Origin of the sequence: Mesobacterium pallidum (assembly GCF_019966535.1) — a bacterium.
Taxonomy (GTDB): Bacteria; Pseudomonadota; Alphaproteobacteria; order Rhodobacterales; family Rhodobacteraceae; genus Mesobacterium; species Mesobacterium pallidum.
Map to the genome: position 1 here is coordinate 1 of NZ_JAIMID010000032.1, position 18,148 is coordinate 18,148.

Below are 18,148 nucleotides of genomic sequence, written 5' to 3' on the forward strand. Positions count from 1 at the left end.
AGGTCGTCGCCGTCGTTGCCCTCGAGGTAATCGTTGCCGGCCCCGCCCAGCAGGGTGTCGTTGTCCTCGTTGCCGTAGAGGCTGTCGTCGCCCTCGCCGCCCTCGATGCTGTCGGCGCCGAAGTTGCCGCCCAGCACGTCGTTGCCGAGCCCGCCGATCAGCGTGTCGTTGTCGTCGCCGGCAAAGATCGTGTCGGCGCCGGTGCCGCCGTCAAGGCTGTCCGCCCCGGTGTCGCCGGTGATGGAATCGTCGCCGTCGCCGCCCAGGACGGTGTCGGCATCGAGCCCGCCGTGCAGCACGTTGTTGCCCGCGCCGCCGATCAGCGTGTCGAAGCCCGCGCCGCCCTCGAGGCTGTCGTCGCCATCGCCGCCGTCGAGGTAGTCGTCGCCGTCATTGCCCTCGAGAAAGTCGTTGCCGCCCTCGCCGAAGAGGCTGTCGTCGCCCGCGCCGCCGCCAAGGCTGTCCTGGCCGTCGCCGCCGAAGAGCGTGTCGAACCCGTCGCCGCCGTCCAGCGTGTCGTTGCCGAGCCCGCCCGACATGTTGTCGCCCTGGCCGTTGCCCTCGATGTAATCGTCGCCGTCGCCGCCGTCGATCGTGTCGAAGCCGTCGTTGCCGTAGAGGCTGTCGTTGCCGGCATCGCCGAAGAGTCTGTCGTTGTCCTCGTTGCCGCCGATGTCGTCGTCGCCGTCGCCGCCGCGGATCGTGTCGGCGCCGAAGCCGCCGTAGAGGCTGTCGTTGCCGCCCAGCCCCTCGATGCTGTCGTCATCCTCCGCGCCGAGGATGCGGTCATGGGCAAAGGCGCCGTCGCCGCCGATCAGCGTGTCGAAGCCGGCCCCGCCCGAGATGAAGTTGCTGCCCGCGGTGCCAAGGATGGAATCGTTGCCGATGCCGCCCTCGAGGTTGTCGTCGCCCGCGCCGCCGATCAGCACGTCGTCGCCGTCATTGCCTTCGAGGCTGTCGTTGCCGTCGCCGCCCAGCAGCGTGTCGTTGGCCGCGCCGCCGTAGAGGCTGTCGTTGCCGCCCAGCCCCTCGAGGCTGTCGTCGCCGTCATTGCCCTCGATGAAATCGTTGTCGCCGCCGCCGGTGACCGTGTCGCTGCCGGCGCCACCGTACACGGCGTTCAGCCCGTTGCCGGCGTCGATCAGGTCGTTGCCGTCGCCGCCGAGAATGCTGTCGTTGCCCTCGCCGCCGGCGATCGTGTCGTCATCGTTCTGGCCGTCGATCGTGTCGTTGCCGTTGCCGCCATCGATCAGGTCGCCGCCGTCGCCGCCGTAGATCTGGTCGTTGCTGTCGCCGCCCAGCAGCGTGTCGATGCCGGCGCCGCCGCCCAGGAAATCGGCGCCCGCGCCGCCCACCAGGCTGTCGTCGTCGCCATGGCCTTCCAGCGTATCGTTCCCGGAGCCGCCCACGAGCGTGTCGAAGCCCGGGCCGCCCTCGAGGACGTCGTCGCCGCCATCGCCGTAGAGTTCGTCGTCATCGGCCGCCCCGACGAGCGTGTCGTTGCCGAGATCGCCGTGAATGGTGTCGTTCCCAGCGTAACCGCTGATGGAATCGTCGTCGACCGTCCCGGTGATGGGATCGGCCGCGGCTCCGCCGTCGATGATGTTAGGCATGCGCGTCCCCTGACTGGCCTGAAATGTCCTTGTTCCGGCGTCCCTTCCGGAAGAATTGTCACCCGGACGGTAACGATGCCTGGACTACAGGGCAATCGTTGCCAAATTGCGGCGCGACACGGACATTAAAGTGTGGAAACCGTGCAATACTATGACGCTTTTCGGAAAATCTGGTGATCCTGTGCGGCCCGGACGGATCATCACGGTTTCGTGATGCCGGCCGGGGCGGCAGGAAAACGGGCGCCGTCCCGCGCGGGCCGCGGGAATCGCGGCCCCGCTCTTGACCCCTCCTCCGCTTTCCCGCAACAGGGAGACGGAGCATCGATACCGCGGCCTTGCCGGACCTGGGGCCGCCGACTGACGGACAAGAATGAACAAAGAGCTCATCATCCACATCGGGCATTTCAAGACCGGCACCACCGCCCTGCAGGTCTTCATGGAAGAGAACCTGGCCTTTCTCGAGGCCAACGGCGTGGATTACGCCCCGGTCTGGCGCACCTATGCCAAGCATTCCGACTATGCCTTTTCCATCATGCGCGCGGCCGGCGTGCGCAAGCTGCTGCACGGCTATGCCAAGCCGATCACCCCGCGCACCATGTGGACGCAGCTTTACGAGCACGTCATGGAAAGCCGCTTCCAGACCACGCTGGTCAGCTCCGAGGAGATCATCCGCATCGGCCAGTTCCCCAAGGCGGTGGACATCCTGCGCGACTGTCTCGAGGCGCGCCCGGCCGGGCTGCGGGTGCGCGCCCTGGTCTACCTGCGCGAGCCGGGCAGCCAGGTGCTGAGCTGGTACAACCAGCTGGTCAAGATGAACTATTTCCCGATCGGCGACATCAACGCCGCCGCCACCGGCGAGATCGAGGAAATCCACTACGACTACCACCGCGCGCTGGCGCCCTGGGTCGAGATCCTCGGCCCCGAGAACGTGACCGTGCGGCCCTATGTGCGCGACCGGGCCGACCCGGCGGCGCTGCATCGCGACTTCCTGTCGGTGCTGGGCATCGAGATGCCGCCCGCGCTGGCCGAGCAGATGGACGACCCCAACCCGCGGTTCGACGACCGCGTGGTGGAACTGGTCCGCCTGATGCAGAACATGAAGTATCCGCATGGCACGATCGAGGCCCTGCGCACCCAGGCCGAAAGCTATCTCGAGGTGCAGGACGCCCTGCCCGGCGCCGGCGCCGTGGCGCTGGACGAGGTCCGGGCCGAGGCGCAGGCCGGGCTCGACTGGATCGCCGAGCTGCCCGACAGCGCCATCCCGGTCGAGCGCTTCGCCGCCCGCCTGCCCGAGCCGGCCCCGCCGCTGCAGATCGAACGCAACCTGGTGCTGGGCTTTGTCTTTTCCGAGCTGATCCAGCTGCGCCAGCGGGTCAATGCCGCCGACCTGCCGGGCATGGGCCGACGCCTCGCCACGCTCGACAGCCGGCTGAAGGCGCTCGAGACCGGCCGCGCCGCCCTGCCCGCCGCGGCCCCCGCGGCCCCCGCCGAGGATGCGGCCGAGGCCGCCGAGGGCAGCGCCCTGCCCCTCGACCCGGCCGAGCTGACCGCCAGGATCGCCGATCTCGAGGCGCGGCTGGCCGAGAAGGAGGCCGAGAGCCGCCGCCTGGCCGTCTTCTCGCGCCGGCTCAACCGCGTCGAGATGCAGCTGGGCAAGGCCGATCCGCGCCGCGGCCCGGCCCGGGACGACCCCGCCGCCCCCGAGGCGGAGGCCGCCGAGGCCAAGACCGCCGACACGGCGGCCGGGCGCTGGGTCCCGCCCGCAAAGCGTGCCAAGCAGCCGGTCAAGCGGCCCCCCGGCGGCAAGCCCGGTCCGCGCGCGGCGCGGCGCAAGACCCCCGACACCCCTTCCAGCACCTGACCAGGCCAGGCGACATTCATGAAAATCCTTTTCTACAACTGGGTCGATTACCTTGACGACGAGAAGCGCGGCGGCGGGGTCAGCGTCTACCAGCGCAACATCATCCAGGCGCTGGACAAGCAGCCCGGGGTGGACTGCACCTTCCTCAGCTCCGGCATCTCGTATGACCTTCTCGACAGCAAGCCGCGCTGGGACCGGATCAAGCACGGGCCGAACGAGAACCGGCAGAACCGCTACGAGATCGTCAACTCGGGCTGTCTCTCGCCCTCGCACCATTCCTTCGGCAGCGAAGGCCAGCTGGACGACCCGGCCACGGTCGAGGTCTTTCACCAGTTCATCGCCGAAAAGGGCCCCTTTGACGTCATCCACTTCAACAACCTCGAGGGCATCCCGGCCAAGGCGTTGAGGATCAAGGAAAAATGGCCCGATACGCGGGTCGTCTTCAGCTTGCACAACTACTACCCGATGTGCCCGCAGGTGAACCTGTGGTACCAGGAACGCGAGAACTGCACCGATTTCGACGACGGCCGGAAATGCGAACACTGCCTGCCGCACCAGCATGACACGCGCATCGTGCAGCTGGCCAACTCGGTCGCCTACAACCTGAAAAAGGTCGGCGTGCGCCCGGGCTCGCGGCTGTTCGACCGCGGCTTCGGCCCGGCGATGCGCGTCGCGGGCAAGACCGCGCGGGTCTACAACACCCGCATCCGCAAGGGCCGGCCGGCCAGCGCCACCTCGACCTCGACCACCGGCGCCTCGAAGCTGCTGAAGCGGGTCGAGGCCAGCAACCTCAAGTTCACCCGCCGCCGCCGCGAGATGGTGCAGCTGATCAACACCCATTGCGACCAGGTGCTCTGCGTCTCGGCCCGGGTCGGCCAGGTGGCCAAGCGCTACGGCATCGCGCCGGCGCTGATCAGGACCAGCTACATCGGCACCCGCCATGCCGAGAAATTCGCCCAGACCACGCCGGCGAAATCCATCGTCCGCCCCGACGGCACGGTGACCATCGCCTATCTGGGCTACATGCGCCGCGACAAGGGCTTCTTCTTCCTGCTCGACGCGCTCGAGGCGCTGCCGCAGGACATCGCGGCCCGCGTCAACGTGATGATCTGCTCGCGGCTCGTCGACCAGCACACGATGGACCGGATCACCAATCTCTCGACCCGCGTCGCCTCGATGCTCTTTGCCGATGGCTACAAGCACGACGAACTCGACGAGCTGCTCTCCGAGGTCGACCTGGGCGTCATTCCCGTCCTCTGGGAAGACAACCTGCCCCAGGTCGCCATCGAGATGCATGCCCGCCACATCCCGCTGCTGACCTCGGACCTGGGCGGCGCGCAGGAGCTGGGCAATTGCCGCGACCTGGTGTTCCGCGCCGGCGACGAAAAGGATTTCGCCGACCGGCTGAAGCTGGTGCTGGACGGCAAGATCTCGACGAAAAAGTACTGGGAGGGCGCGATGACGCCCTATTCCATGGAAGATCACATCGCCGAGCTGCTCGAGGTCTACAACGCCCCGGCCCGCGCGATCGAGACGCTCGAGGCGCCGGCGCCGGACAAGCGCGGCACGCCCGACCAGGTGACCCCGCTGCGCGACCGGGTCACCTCGCGCCGGGTCAAGGCCAAGACCGATGGCAAGAACCGCCCGGTCAAGCCCAGGCCCAAGCCCGCCGGCGGGCGCGGGCCGCGCAAGCCGGCCCCGCGCGCGCGCCGGGTCTAGGGCCGATGGGCGGCGCGCCGGCAGAGCCGCCCCGCGGCGCCCCCCCGGCGGCCCGGGCCCCGGCCGGCTCCGGTCCCGCCCCCATCTTTCACACCCCGGCCCCGCCCAGGGCCGCGCGGCGCGAGGCGGCGCAGGCCTTCTTCGCCGCCCATCGCGGCGGCTTTGCCACCCCCGCCCGGGCCCTGCAGTTCCTCGACTACGTGGTGACGCCGGTCAGCGGCGCCTGGGCCTTCCGGCCCAATGGCAAGACCGGCACCACCTCGACGCTGCATTTCCTGTTCCACCTGGAATTCGGCCTGCCGCTCAGGGCGCTGGTGCAGGATCTGGGCGGCATGAACACCGACAGCGCCGCCGCCCACCGGCTGGCCGAGGCGCGGGTGTTTTCCATGCTGGGCGCGCGCGGCGACGGGCGCGACCCGGCCGAGGTGCTGGCCGGCGCGCTGCGGCTGACGACCATACGCCACCCGCTGGACCGCGCGGTGTCGAGCTTTCTCTACCTCTGCCGCGCGCAGGAGCTGCAAAGCCCGCTTTTCGCCGACGACCGGCTGCGGATGGGCGCGACGACCGGCTTCGACTGGGGTGCGCATCCCTTTACCCTGACGGGGTTCGAGCGCTTTCTCGACTATGTCGCGGCCGAGCTGCCGCATCACGACGCGCGCCCGCTCGACAGCCATTTCCGGCCGCAGGTGCTGAACGTGCTGCCGCAGGTCCTGCGCCCCGACCTTCTGGGCCGCTGCGAGGACCTGCCCGCCTTTTTCCGGCAGATCGCGGCGCGGCTGGAGCGCCCGCTGCCGCCCGATATCGACCTGACCACGCCGCGCAACCGGCAGGACGTGCCGGGGCGCGACGCGCTGGAAACGCCCGCCACCCGCGCCCGGGTGGCCGCGGTCTATGCCGCCGATTTCGACGCCTTCGACTATACCCCCTGACATCCCGAGAGACGCGCCATGCCCCTGATCGAGCTGAACGGAAAACGCATCCTCTACATCCATGTCCCCAAGACCGGCGGCACCACGGTCGAGACCTGGCTGGAAAGCCTCGCCCCCCTGCGGTTCCGCACGGTCGGCGTGCCCTCCGCGCTGAACTGCACCGCCCAGCACCTGCGCTACGAGGATTTCGAGGAGCTCTTCGGCGAGGGCGCCTTTGACTATGCCTTCATGACCGTGCGCGACCCCTTCGCCCGGCTGGCCAGCGAATACCGCATGCAGATCGAGCTGGCGAAGGAACGCTTCTTTGGCGAGATGCAGAAGTTCACCCCCTGGCTGGCCCAGACCCTTGCCCGGTTCGAGCGGGACCCCTTCGTGCTCGACAACCACATCCGGCCGCAATGGGAATTCGGCGGCGACGACGTGGAGGTCTTCCGCCTCGAGGAGGGGCTCGAGACGATCCTCGCCCGGGTCGCCGGCAAGATCGGCGTGCCCGCGCCCGAAGGGATCGCCCATGCGCTGAAGACCGGCGGCACCGGCCCCAAGACCAAGGGCAAGTGGGCCCGCGCCCGGGATGCCAGGGCCGCGGCCGCGCGCCCGGCCCCCAGGCTGCGCTGGACAAAGGCCAACATCCGCCGGGTGCGCGAGTTCTACGCCGCCGATTTCGAGGAATTCGGCTACCCGGACACCGCCCCCGAGGCAGGCTGAGCCGCCGCGGCGCCGGGCGCCCTGCCCGCCCAGGCGCCCCCCGGCGCGCCCCTCGCCCGTGGCAAAGGCGCCCCGGCCGCGTCAGATCTGACGAATCTGCCCGCGAATTCCCCCCTGCGCAGCCCCGGGATTGCCCGCCCCCCTGCCCCGGTTTCGCCCCGGACATTAACCATCTAGAACCTTGTAATTATGTCGCTTTCGCCACTTTGGCGGGGGGTCTGGCAAGCATTGTGGCAGCCTCTCAGGACCCCGTCCGCGAATGGCCCGTTTCTTACCCCGGGCCCGCCCTCGTTTCGACGCGGGCCGCTGGCACCAATGTCTCACGGATCGCTGCCGACCGTGCCGTCACCGCTGCCAAACCTTAGGTGACCCCGGCCCCGGCGCTCCGATCAGAGATTGGGTCGGCAAGGGGTGAACGACCATGAGCGATGCTGCCAGCGTCACTGTATCCGCGTATCCGCTGCTGGGTGCGCTCGTGGGCACGGCCCGCGCATCGTCAACCATCAGCTATGCCTTTGCCAAGGCCGGCGAGACGGTCGACAAGAGCTCCTATACCGGCGGCTCGAGCCATACCTCGGCCTGGACCGCGGCCGAGCAGAACGATTTCCGCACCGCGATCGCCCGGATCATGGAGATCTGCAACGTCACCTTCGTCGAGGTCGGCCTGACCGCGCAATCGGATGTCGACCTGCAGATGGTCGACAGCGTGCCCGGCGGCTGGGCGGGCTATGCCGGCTGGGGCACCTTCGTGGTGGGCTCGTCCGGTGTCGGCCTGCTGACCCACGAGCTGGGCCATACGCTGGGCCTTGGCCATCCCTTCGACAGCTCGATGGGCTCGCGGACCCTGGGCGCGGACGACGACGATCATGACCACGCGATCGAAGGCACGCTCTTCGACAACAAGGTCTACACGCTCATGTCCTACAGCTACGGGGATTTCCTGGACCTGCCGGGCATCGATGCCGCCACGCCCGACCGCATGGGCGCGCTGGACATCGCCGCGCTGCAGGTCATGTACGGCGCCAACATGGAAACCCGCACCGGCGACGATCGCTACACCGCGCCGCAGAACGACGTGATCGCGATCTGGGATGCCGGCGGCACGGATGTGATCGACTTTTCCGCCATGGCAACCGACACGCAGATCGACCTGCGCGCCGCGACCCTGCACCAGGAGATCGGCGGCGGCGGCTTTGCCTCGGTTCTGGATACCTCCGGCGAGGGATGGCAGGTCGGCGGCTATACCATCGCCCATGGCGTCACCATCGAGAACGGCATCGCCGGGTCGGGCAAAGACCGGCTGATCGGCAACGACGCGGCCAACGTGCTCTCGGGCGGGATCGGCGACGACACCGCCATGGGCGGCGCGGGCGACGACGTGATCCACGGCCAGGCCGCAGGCGCGGCGATCCCCGCCCTGGTGCTGGTCGAGATGAACGATGCCGCCACCCGCTCCCGCGCGCTGGTGCAGGAGGATGCGTCCATCGCCTCGGGCTTCACCCTCGACATCGTGCTGCGCATCGACGCCGGCAACGAGGCGCTGAGCCAGCGCATCATGTCCTTCGACGCCGCCAGCGCCTCGGGCTATTCCTTCGACCTGCAGGTCTGGGACAAGTCGGTCCCCTATCTCTACCTGATCGAGACGACGGGCGCGGGCTACCGCACCATCTGGACCGGCATCGACCGGGACGAGATCGCCGATGGCCAGCTGCACCGGCTGACCCTGACCCGCGATGCCGCGAGTGGCGCCATGGTCTTCTACCTCGACGGGGCGCGGACCTATGGCACCACCTCCTCGGCCGGGGCGCAGGCCGGCACGGGCAGCCTGGTCTTCGGCCAGAGCCAGGGCGCCTGGTCCTCGGGCGCCTGGGATCAGACCGTCGCCCTGCAGGGGGATTTCGGCGATATCGCGCTTTACGACGGCGTGCTGAGCGCCGAGGAGATCGCCGCGCAGTCGATCACCGACCTCGCCGATACCGGCGATGCGCGCCTGGCCAGCTACTGGCAGCCCGCGGCGGAAGGCCAGGTGGCCGACACGCTGGGCGGCGATGCGCTGGACAGCCGCAACACGGGCCGCACCGAGGTCATCGCCAGCGCCTCGGACGACGACTGGCTCATGGGCAACAAGGGCGCCGACAGCCTTTACGGCGGCGACGGCGCCGACACGCTCGAGGGCGGCAAGGGCCACGACCGGCTGTTCGGCGGCGCGGGCGACGACCTGGTGATCGGCGGCAATGGCCGCGACCTGGCGTATCTCGGCGACGGCGACGACGTCTTCGTCGACAATTACCAGTCCGGGCCGGATGGCTATGACACGGTCTGGGCCGGGGCCGGCAACGACCGCATCGCCGGCCGCGTGGGCGCCGACGCATTCCACGGCGAGGGCGGCAACGACACAATCTTCGGCCGGCTGGGCTGGGACACGCTGGACGGCGGCGCGGGCGACGACCATCTCGATGCCGGCTACGGCGACGACCTTGTGATCGGCGGCGCGGGCAGCGACAAGGCCTGGATGGGCGCCGGCAACGACACCTGGCGCGACGACGGCCAGGCCTCGGGCCATGACCGCGTGACCGGGGGCAAGGGCAATGACCGGTTCGAGATGGGCGGCGGCAACGACACCGTCACCGGCAGCGGCGGCGCCGATACCTTCGTCTTTGCCGCGCGGGGCATCGGCCAGGACGTGATCACCGATTTCACCGCCGGGATCGACAGCCTGCAGATCGACACGGGCCTCTGGACCGGGTCGCTGACCCAGGCCCGGCTCGCGCAACTGAGCACCTTCGACGGCGGTGACCTGCTGCTCGATTTCGGCGGCGGCGACAGCCTGCGGCTCGAGGGCGTGACCACGACCGCCGGGCTTCTCGACGACATCACCCTGATCTGACCCGACGGCGGCGAAACTTGGCAGCTTCGCCCGAAACAGGGTCACATATCCCCGCAGACCGGCACCACCCACCCCCCGGTCTGCGGGGACCTGGCCGGCCTCGCCCTTCAGTCTCCGGGCGGGGCCGGTCCCGTTCCGGCGGCCTGCCGGTTCTTTACCTTTCCGGCGGCGCGGGGCAGGGTGACGGCATTCCCGCCATTGCCTTTTCGCCTGCCCCGGAGCGCCGCCATGCCCCTCACCAACACCGAGCAATACCTGGTCGAGCTGATCAACCGCGCGCGCCTCGATCCGCAGGCCGAGGCGACCCGGCTTGGCACCGCGCTCAACGCCGGTGTCGAGGGGCCGCCGCTGACCGGAGAGAGCCGCCAGGTGCTGTCCCCGAACGTCTTTCTCGATGCCGCGGCCGAGGCCCATGCCCAGTGGATGATCGACACCGATACCTTCAGCCATATCGGCGCCGGCGGCAGCACCCCGCCCGAGCGGATGGCCGAGGCAGGTTATCTCTTTACCGGCGCCTGGGCCTACGGCGAGAACATCGCCTACTGGGGCGGGCTGCCGCCGCTGGACCTGGAAGAGGCGGTGCTGGCGCATCACCGCGACCTCTGGGGCAGCGCCGATCACCGGGTGAACCTGCTGAACGGCGACTTCCGCGAGTTCGGCCTGGCCCAGGCGGTGGGGCTCTTTGCCATCGAGGGCACGACCTACACCATGTCCCTGCTGACCGAGGATTTCGCCGCCACCGGCACCGCCCATTACCTGACCGGCGTCGCCTATGACGACACCGACGGCGACGACTTCTATTCCCCCGGCGAAGGGATCGCGGGGGTGCAGGTCTCGGCGGATGGCGGGCGCTTCACCTCGGCGGCCGCCGGGGGCTACACGGTCGGGGTTAGTCCGGGGCAGGTGCAGGGGTCGCTGACGGCGCTTTCGGGCCTGTACAGAGACTATTCCGCCGATTTGAGACAAGGCAACGGCAAGCTCGACCTCAGCTGGTCCGAGGGCGCGCTGCGGCTCTTCTCCTCGGTCTCGCTGGCGCTTGGCGCCGGGGACCTCGGCGTCGGTGAACTGCGCGCGCTGGGGCTCGATGCCATCGACCTTGCGGGCGCCGAAGGGGCCGAGCGCCTGATCGGCAACGGCGCGGACAACCGGCTGACAGGCGGCGGCGGGCGCGACACGCTTCAGGGCGGCGACGGCGATGACGTGCTGGGCGGCGGGCGCTACGGCGACATGCTGCTGGGCGGGACGGGCGACGATACCGTGACCGGGGGGCTGGGCGCCGATGCCGCCTGGCTGGGGGCCGGGAACGACGTCTTCTTCGACGACACCCAGGGCGGCCCGCAAGGCAATGACAGCGTGACCGCGGGGGACGGGGACGACAGCGTCTATGGCGGCGCGGGCTGGGACTGGATCTCGGGCGGGCTGGGGCGCGACGTGATCTCGGGCGGCAAGGGAGGCGACGCGATCTACGGCGGCGACCAGGGCGACACGCTCTCGGGCCAGCTGGGCAACGACAGCGTGACCGGCGGCAAGGGCGCCGACCTGGTGTGGCTGGGCGAGGGCAATGACCTGTTCCTCGACACCGCGCAGGGCGGCCCCTACGGCGCCGACACGGTGACCGGCGGCGCGGGCGCCGACACCATCCAGAGCGCGGGCGGGGACGATGTGCTGACGGGCGGCAGCGGGGCGGACCGCTTCGTGCTGCTGCCCGGCGCCGGGGAGGTCCGCATCACCGATTACGAGACCGGCACCGACAGCCTCAAGATCGCCGCGCTGCACCTCGCCGGCGCCGCCTCCGAGGCGGACCTGCTGACCCGCAGCGCGGTGACGGATGCGGGCGTGGTGATCACCTTCGACGCGGGCGGATCGCTGACGCTGGAGGGGCTTGCCGGCACCGCCGGGCTCTGGGACGACCTCACGCTCTTCACGCCCTGACGCGCGTCACGTCCTGCCCCGGCATTTTCTTCTCACGCAGAAAATGCGGCCCCGCACGCGGCACGAAAAGCCTTCGTCGGAAGACTTTTCCGGGTCTGTTTCCTCTGGAACAGGGTCGATTGCGGCAGATGTTTCGCGCGCGAAACACCTCAGCTCCCGGGCGCGAAGCCTTCGCGGCCGACGCTGTCATAGGCCTCGAACCCGGCGCGTTTCGCGTCCTGCGCGGTGTAGATGTTGCGCAGGTCCGCCAGGCGCGGCACCGCCATCTTGCGCGCCAGGCGCTTCAGGTCCAGCGCGCGGAACTCGTTCCACTCGGTCAGGATCACCAGCAGGTCCGCGCCATGGGCCGCCTGGTAGGGATCCTCCTTCCAGCAGACCCCGGGCAGCAGCGCCTCGCCCTCGTGCCGCCCCTGCGGATCGCAGACGCGCACCTTGGCGCCGCCGCCCAGCATCGCCGGCACGACGGTCAGGCTGGGCGCCTCGCGCATGTCGTCGGTGTTGGGCTTGAAGGTCACCCCCAGCACCGCCACCGTCCGGCCGTTGAACGACCCGCCACAGAGGTCACGCAGCTTGTCGACCATGCGCCGCCGCACCTCTTCGTTCACCGCGATCACCGTCTCGGTGATCTGCATCGGCACGCCATGTTCCTGCCCGATCCGGGCCAGCGCACGGGTGTCCTTGGGGAAACACGACCCGCCATAGCCCGGCCCGGCATGGAGGAACTTGTTGCCGATCCGCCCGTCCATCCCCATCCCCTTGGAGACCTGCTTCACATCCGCCCCGACCCGTTCGCACAGCGCCGCGATCTCGTTGATGAAGGTGATCTTGGTCGCGAGGAAGGCATTGGCCGCGTACTTGATCATCTCGGCCGACTCGAGATCGGTGGTCACGACGGGAAAGTCGCGCAGGTAAAGCGGGCGGTAGATCTCGGCCATGACCGCGCCCGCGCGCTCGTTCTGCACGCCGACGACCACGCGGTCGGGCTTCATGAAATCCTCGATCGCCGCGCCTTCGCGCAGGAACTCGGGGTTCGAGGCCACGTCGAACTCGAGATCCGGGTTGGCCTTGCGCACCACCTGCTTGACCTGCCGGTTGGTGCCCACGGGCACGGTCGACTTGGTGACGATGACCACGTAATCGCGGGCGGCCCGCGCGATCTCCTCGGCCGCGGCCATGACATAGGTCAGGTCGGCATGGCCGTCCCCGCGCCGCGTCGGCGTGCCCACGGCGATGAACACCGCCTGCGCACCCGCGATCGCCTCGGCCAGATCGAGGGTGAAGGACAGCCGCCCCGCCTCCACGTTGCGGGCCATCAGCGCCTCGAGGCCGGGCTCGAAGATCGGCACCTCGCCGCGGCGCAGCTTGTCGATCTTGGCCGGGTCCTTGTCGACGCAGACCACCTCGTGACCGAAGTCGGAAAAGCAGACCCCCGAAACCAGGCCCACGTAGCCCGTGCCGATCATCGCGATTTTCATCTGCCCTGCCTTTGGTGCCGTTTTCCCTGTCTTCCGCCTTTGCCGCGCCCAAGTCAACGCAGAGCGCCGGGCCGGCCGCCCGGGATCGACCATAGCGCGACCGGCAGGGGCCCAAAGGCTGAAAGCCCCCGTGACAGAGACGGCTCACCCCGCCGCCCGGGCGTTTCGCGCGCGAAACACGCCCGACGTGCCCCGCGGTTTCGCGGCCAGGGCAGGGGCACCGCCCTGCCCCGCCGCTCACCTGCCCGGTGATGCGGGCCGCAGCGGCCCCTGCCCCCGGCGCCGGGCGCGCCACAGCAGCGTCAGCACCGGCAGGACCAGCGCCGCGACACAGAGCCAGAACAGCGGGATATGCACCCAGTAGAGATGATGGTGAAAGGCGCGGCCGGTCAGAGCCGCGCCAGGACGTAGCCCGAAGGCAGATGCGCCGTCAGCATGGGCCCGGATCCCTCTTCATTGTGCCTCTAAACTCCGGGGGAGTCCGCCTTTGGCGGACGGGGGCTGGCCCCCCTTCCCCGGCTTTTCGCACCGCCTGGCACCGGGGCTGCGCGCTGTCACTTTGCGGCGGGGGAAAAACCCTCTATCGGGGGGACATGAGCGAGGGGCAGAAAGACATGCAGGCCGGGCAGGGGCGGCTGGTGGCGGTGGTGGTGACCCACAACCGGCTGGCCAAGCTGACGGAGACGATCGCGCGGCTGCTCGAAAGCCCGCCCGAGACGCTGGCCGCCGTGGTGGTGGCCGACAATGCCAGCACCGACGGGACCGACACCTTCCTCGCCGCCCAGGCCGACCCGCGGCTCACCGTGCTGCGCTCCGAGGACAATACCGGCGGGGCAGGGGGCTTCATGCGCGCCATGCGCCACGCGATGGAGGTGCTCGCGCCTGACTGGCTGGTGCTGATGGACGACGACGGCCGGCCCGCGCCGGGCTGCCTCGGGCGGTTCCACGCCATGGACCTTTCGGGTTGGGACGGGCTGGCGGCGGCGGTCTATTTCCCGAGCGGAGAGATCTGCGAGATGAACCGCCCCTCGCGCAACCCGTTCTGGCACCTCGAGGTGTTCCTGAAGACCGGGCTGAAGCTTGGCGGGCGCTCGGGCTTTCACATAGGTCCCGGCAATTACGCCGGAACAGAGCCGCAGGCGATCGACATCACCAGCTTTGTCGGCTTCTTCGTGCGCGCCGACACGGTGCGGGCGATCGGCTTTCCGGACCCGTCCCTGTTCGTCTACGGCGACGACGGGCTTTACACGCTGCGCATCCGCCAGAGCGGGCGCCGGCTGGCCTTTCACCCGGGGCTGCGGTTCGAGCACGACATGGGCACCTTCGACGCGGGGCAGCGGGGGCGGTTCCATCCGCTGTGGAAGGTCTATTTCTACCACCGCAACCTGCTGATGCTCTACCGTGCGGCGGCGGGCCCGCTGTTCTGGCCGCTGCTCGTGATCGTTCTGCCGAAATGGCTGCTGAAGGCGCGGTCCCATCGCGGCGATGCCCGCGTCTTCCTGCGCCTCATGCGGCATGCCATCGCCGACGGGCTGCGCCACGACACCCGCCGCACCCTCGCCGACATCGAACGGCTGGCCGAGTAGCGCCCCGCCCGAAAAATCTTCTGACGAAGATTTTTCCGCGCCCCGCGCGGCCCCGCAAGATCTTCGTGAGAAGATCTTGCCGCCCCGGGGCGTCACTTGTTGAGCAGGTCCTTGTAGTAGCGCGCCATCAGCAGCGTGCCGAAGCCGAGGGTGATGAGCCCCACGCTGAGCACGTAGGTGGGCGAGATATGGGTCGGCTGATAGATCGGGTAGAAGGCATCGCGCGCCAGGCCCGTGACATGGATCAGCGGGTTGTACCACAGGATGTCGCGCACCAGCGGCGGCATCTCCTCGTAGAGGAAGAGCACGCCCGAGGCGAGGAACAGCGGCCGGGTGATCACGCCCCAGATCCGTTCCCAGACCGGGAACAGCCCCATCAGCACCGCGTTCAGCGTGCCGACCCCCAGCCCCACCGCGAAGGACATGAAGAAGGCCAGGAAGATCTTGTCATAGGCGATGATGGTCTGGAACCCGGTGGCCAGGCACAGCACCGACAGCAGCATGTAGGACACCAGCAGCGCGGTCATCGTGTTGACGATGGTCCGGGCGGCGATGGCATCGACCCAGGTCACCGCCGGGTAGCGCAGGAGCGCGCCCATGAAGCTGATCGACCCGCCGGCCGTCGACGACACCGTCTGGAACAGCTGGTAGGGCAGGTAGCCGGTCGAGTAGTAGATGATGAAGTTGTCGCCCAGGTGTGGGCTCCGCATCACGATCGAGAAGGCGACCGCCATGATCGAGATCGCCCCGAGCGGCTCGGCAAAGGCCCAGATGTAGCCGCCGGGCGTGGTGCCGTAGCGAGTCGCCACCTCGCGCAGCATCAGCGCCGAGATCACCCGGAACGAGGCGAAGGAGCGGTGATTGCGCGCAAGCTTCTGCTGAACCGGTGGGCGGACGGGCTGCCCCGCGGGGTCTGTGACGGACATGGTGGGCGTGTCTTTGCTGGTGTTGGCTGATGCGATTATGTAGAAAGGACGCGCAGATGGCAATTCGGTTCCGTGAAGGACAAGTCTTTGATGACAAAAGATAATCAACCGGGCGGAAGCGCGGACAACCAGGAACGGAACCCCGAGGGCCCGGGCAGCGCCCCCACCCCCCCGGCCGAGTCTGCGACCGCGGCCGGGCCGGGCCAGGGCGTCGGGCAGCCGCAGGGCCAGGGCGCGGGCCAGGCCCGCGGGCAAGGCCAGGGCCAGCCACAGGGCCAGGGTCAGGGCGGCGGACAGGGACAGAACCGCGGACCCGGACAGGGACAGGGACAGGGCGGACAAGGTCAAGGCGGACAGGGACAGGGCGGTGGGCTGAACCGCGGACAAGGCCAGGGCCAGGGCGGCGGACAGGGTCCGAACCGCGGACCCGGACAGGGACAGGGACAGGGCGGACAGGGGCAAGGCGGACAGGGGCAGGGCGGCGGTCAGCCGGCGCGCGGCCCCGGCCAGGCGGCCCTGCAGGCCGGTGGCCGGCCGAACCAGCCCCAGCAGGGGCGCGGCGGCGGACAGGGCGGCCCGGGCGGCGGACAGGCCGCCCCGAAGATCATCGAGGTGCGCCCCATGGCCTCCCCGGCGCGGATGAAGCGCCGGCACTGGGGCCTCATCCTCAGCTTCTTCCTGCTGGTCATCGCCCCCTTCGCCGCGGCGACCTGGTACCTGTGGGAGATTGCCATCGACCAGTACGGCTCCAACACCGGCTTCACCGTGCGCTCGGAAGAGACCGGCGGCGCCCAGGACCTGCTGGGCGGCTTTCTCGACGTGGGCAGCACCGGGGACGACAGCGCGATCCTCTACGAATACGTGCTGAGCCCCGAGATCGTGGCCCAGATCGACGCCGTGCTCGACCTCAAGGCGCATTACTCGGCCAATTACGACATCGACCCGATCTTTTCCCTGCCCCCCGATGCCACGGCCGAGGACCTGCTGAGCCATTGGGAACGGGTGGTGAAGGTCTCGTATGACAGCGGCTCGGGGCTGATCGACATGGAGGTGATCGCCTTCACCCCCGCGATGGCCCAGGCCATCAGCCGCGAGATCGTGGCCGAGAGCCAGGCCATGATCAACACGCTGAACGAACAGGCGCGCAACGATTCCATGCGCTATGCCAACGAGGATCTCGAGATCGCGGTGCAGCGGCTCAAGGATGCCCGCGAGGCGCTGACCCGGTTCCGCACCCGCACCCAGATCGTCGACCCGGCGGCCGACCTGCAGGGCCGCATGGGCGTGCTGGCCAACCTGCAGCAGCAGCTGGCCCAGGCGCTGATCGACTACGACCTGCTGCTCGAGACCACCACCAACCCGAACGACCCGCGCCTGACCCAGGCCGGCCGCCGGATCGAGGTGATCCGCGAACGCATCGCCGACGAGCGGCTGACCTTTGCCTCTGACAGCACCGAGGTCGGCGGCGTGGGCGAGGATTACCCCAGCCTCATCGCCGAGTTCGAAAGCCTCAGCGTCGACCGCGAGGTGGCCGAGGAGACCTACCGCGCCGCGCTGACCGCGCTGGACGTGGCCCGCGCCAATGCCTCGCGCCAAAGCCGGTACCTGGCCACCTACGTGCGCCCGACCCTGCCCGAAAGCGCCGAGTATCCGCAGCGCGAGCTTCTGACCTTCATGGCGGCGCTGATCTGCTTTGTCGCCTGGTCGGTGCTGGCGCTGATCTACTACTCGGTGCGCGACCGGAGCTGAGGACGAGCCGATGATCCGTTTCGAGAATGTCTCCAAGAGCTTCCGGGTGCGGGGCGTGCAGCACCTGGTCATCGACCAGTTGAACGCCACCCTGCCCACGGGGGATTCGCTGGCCCTGCTGGGCCGCAACGGCGCCGGGAAATCGACGCTGATGCAGATGATCTCGGGCTCGGTGCGCCCCGACACCGGGCGCATCGTCTCGGACGGGACGATCTCGTGGACGGTGGGCTTTTCCGGCTCGTTCCACCGCGAGCTGACGGCGGCGCAGAACGTGCGCTTCCTGGCCCGGGTCTACGGGGTCGACACCGAGGAGCTGATCGACTTCGTCCGCGATTTCGCCGATATCGGCGATCACTTCTTCATGCCGGTCAAGTCCTATTCCTCGGGCATGCGGGCCCGGGTCAGCTTTGGCGCCTCGATGGGCATCCCCTTCGACACCTACCTGGTGGACGAGGCGACGGCGGTGGGCGATGCCACCTTCAAGGCCAAGTCCAAGGCGGTGTTCGACGACCGGATGCAACGCTCGAGCGCCATCCTCGTCAGCCACGACCTGGGCCAGATCCGCGAGATGTGCAACGCCGCGGCCGTACTGGAACATGGTCACCTGACCTATTACCACGACGTCGACGAGGCGATCGAGGTGCACAAGGCCATGATGAACGGCACCTACGAGCCGCCCGCGCCCGACACGGAGTGACGGCCGGGGGCCGGGCCGGAAGGCGGGCCCGCCCACGGATCGGGGCAACTTTGTGACCGCGCGCCCCGG

General features: G+C 69.2%; 12 protein-coding genes. 9 read left to right on the top strand and 3 right to left on the bottom strand.

Annotation, left to right across the window (positions count from 1 at the left end):
* Positions 1-1,613: calcium-binding protein (locus tag MF270_RS26230; RefSeq protein ID WP_272490897.1), on the bottom strand; the 1,613-nt coding region annotated here is incomplete at its 3' end.
* A gap of 370 nt (positions 1,614-1,983) precedes the next feature.
* Here MF270_RS26230 and MF270_RS26245 point away from each other — a divergent pair.
* The 6 genes from MF270_RS26245 to MF270_RS26270 all read left to right on the top strand — a co-directional run bounded on the left by MF270_RS26245 (position 1,984) and on the right by MF270_RS26270 (position 11,646).
* Positions 1,984-3,474, top strand: a complete 1,491-nt coding sequence (locus tag MF270_RS26245) for a sulfotransferase family protein (RefSeq protein WP_238368586.1) — start codon at positions 1,984-1,986, stop codon at positions 3,472-3,474.
* A gap of 18 nt (positions 3,475-3,492) precedes the next feature.
* Positions 3,493-5,193, top strand: a complete 1,701-nt coding sequence (locus tag MF270_RS26250) for a glycosyltransferase (RefSeq protein ID WP_238368587.1) — start codon at positions 3,493-3,495, stop codon at positions 5,191-5,193.
* 5 nt (positions 5,194-5,198) lie between these two features.
* A complete protein-coding gene (locus MF270_RS26255; RefSeq protein WP_238368588.1) occupies positions 5,199-6,122 on the top strand; it encodes a sulfotransferase family 2 domain-containing protein in 924 nt (307 codons plus the stop codon).
* 18 nt (positions 6,123-6,140) lie between these two features.
* Positions 6,141-6,827: a sulfotransferase family 2 domain-containing protein gene (locus MF270_RS26260; RefSeq protein WP_238368589.1), complete on the top strand. Its 687-nt coding sequence runs from the start codon at positions 6,141-6,143 to the stop codon at positions 6,825-6,827.
* Positions 6,828-7,248: 421 nt separating this feature from the next.
* Complete coding sequence (locus MF270_RS26265) at positions 7,249-9,714, top strand: M10 family metallopeptidase C-terminal domain-containing protein (protein WP_238368590.1); 2,466 nt, start codon at positions 7,249-7,251, stop codon at positions 9,712-9,714.
* 228 nt (positions 9,715-9,942) lie between these two features.
* Positions 9,943-11,646: a CAP domain-containing protein gene (locus tag MF270_RS26270; RefSeq protein WP_238368591.1), complete on the top strand. Its 1,704-nt coding sequence runs from the start codon at positions 9,943-9,945 to the stop codon at positions 11,644-11,646.
* Positions 11,647-11,795: 149 nt separating this feature from the next.
* On the opposite strand, the gene MF270_RS26275 is transcribed toward MF270_RS26270, so the two are convergent.
* Positions 11,796-13,121 carry a UDP-glucose dehydrogenase family protein gene (locus MF270_RS26275; protein WP_238368592.1) on the bottom strand — a complete coding sequence of 442 codons (1,326 nt, stop codon included), beginning with the start codon at positions 13,119-13,121 and terminating at the stop codon, positions 11,796-11,798.
* A gap of 593 nt (positions 13,122-13,714) precedes the next feature.
* On the opposite strand from MF270_RS26275, the gene MF270_RS26280 reads away from it, so the two are divergent.
* Entirely contained in the window at positions 13,715-14,707 is a 993-nt protein-coding gene (locus tag MF270_RS26280) for a glycosyltransferase (RefSeq protein WP_238368593.1), read from the top strand.
* Positions 14,708-14,799: 92 nt separating this feature from the next.
* On the opposite strand, the gene MF270_RS26285 is transcribed toward MF270_RS26280, so the two are convergent.
* Entirely contained in the window at positions 14,800-15,633 is an 834-nt protein-coding gene (locus tag MF270_RS26285; RefSeq protein ID WP_238368594.1) for an ABC transporter permease, read from the bottom strand.
* Positions 15,634-16,254: 621 nt separating this feature from the next.
* On the opposite strand from MF270_RS26285, the gene MF270_RS26290 reads away from it, so the two are divergent.
* Together MF270_RS26290 and MF270_RS26295 are read left to right on the top strand one after the other, a co-directional pair.
* The gene (locus MF270_RS26290; RefSeq protein WP_238368595.1) at positions 16,255-17,382 is read left to right on the top strand and encodes a KpsE/RkpR family capsule polysaccharide export protein; all 1,128 of its coding nucleotides are present in this window, start codon (positions 16,255-16,257) and stop codon (positions 17,380-17,382) included.
* 10 nt (positions 17,383-17,392) lie between these two features.
* Entirely contained in the window at positions 17,393-18,079 is a 687-nt protein-coding gene (locus MF270_RS26295; protein ID WP_238368596.1) for an ABC transporter ATP-binding protein, read from the top strand.
* Positions 18,080-18,148: the final 69 nt, after the last annotated feature.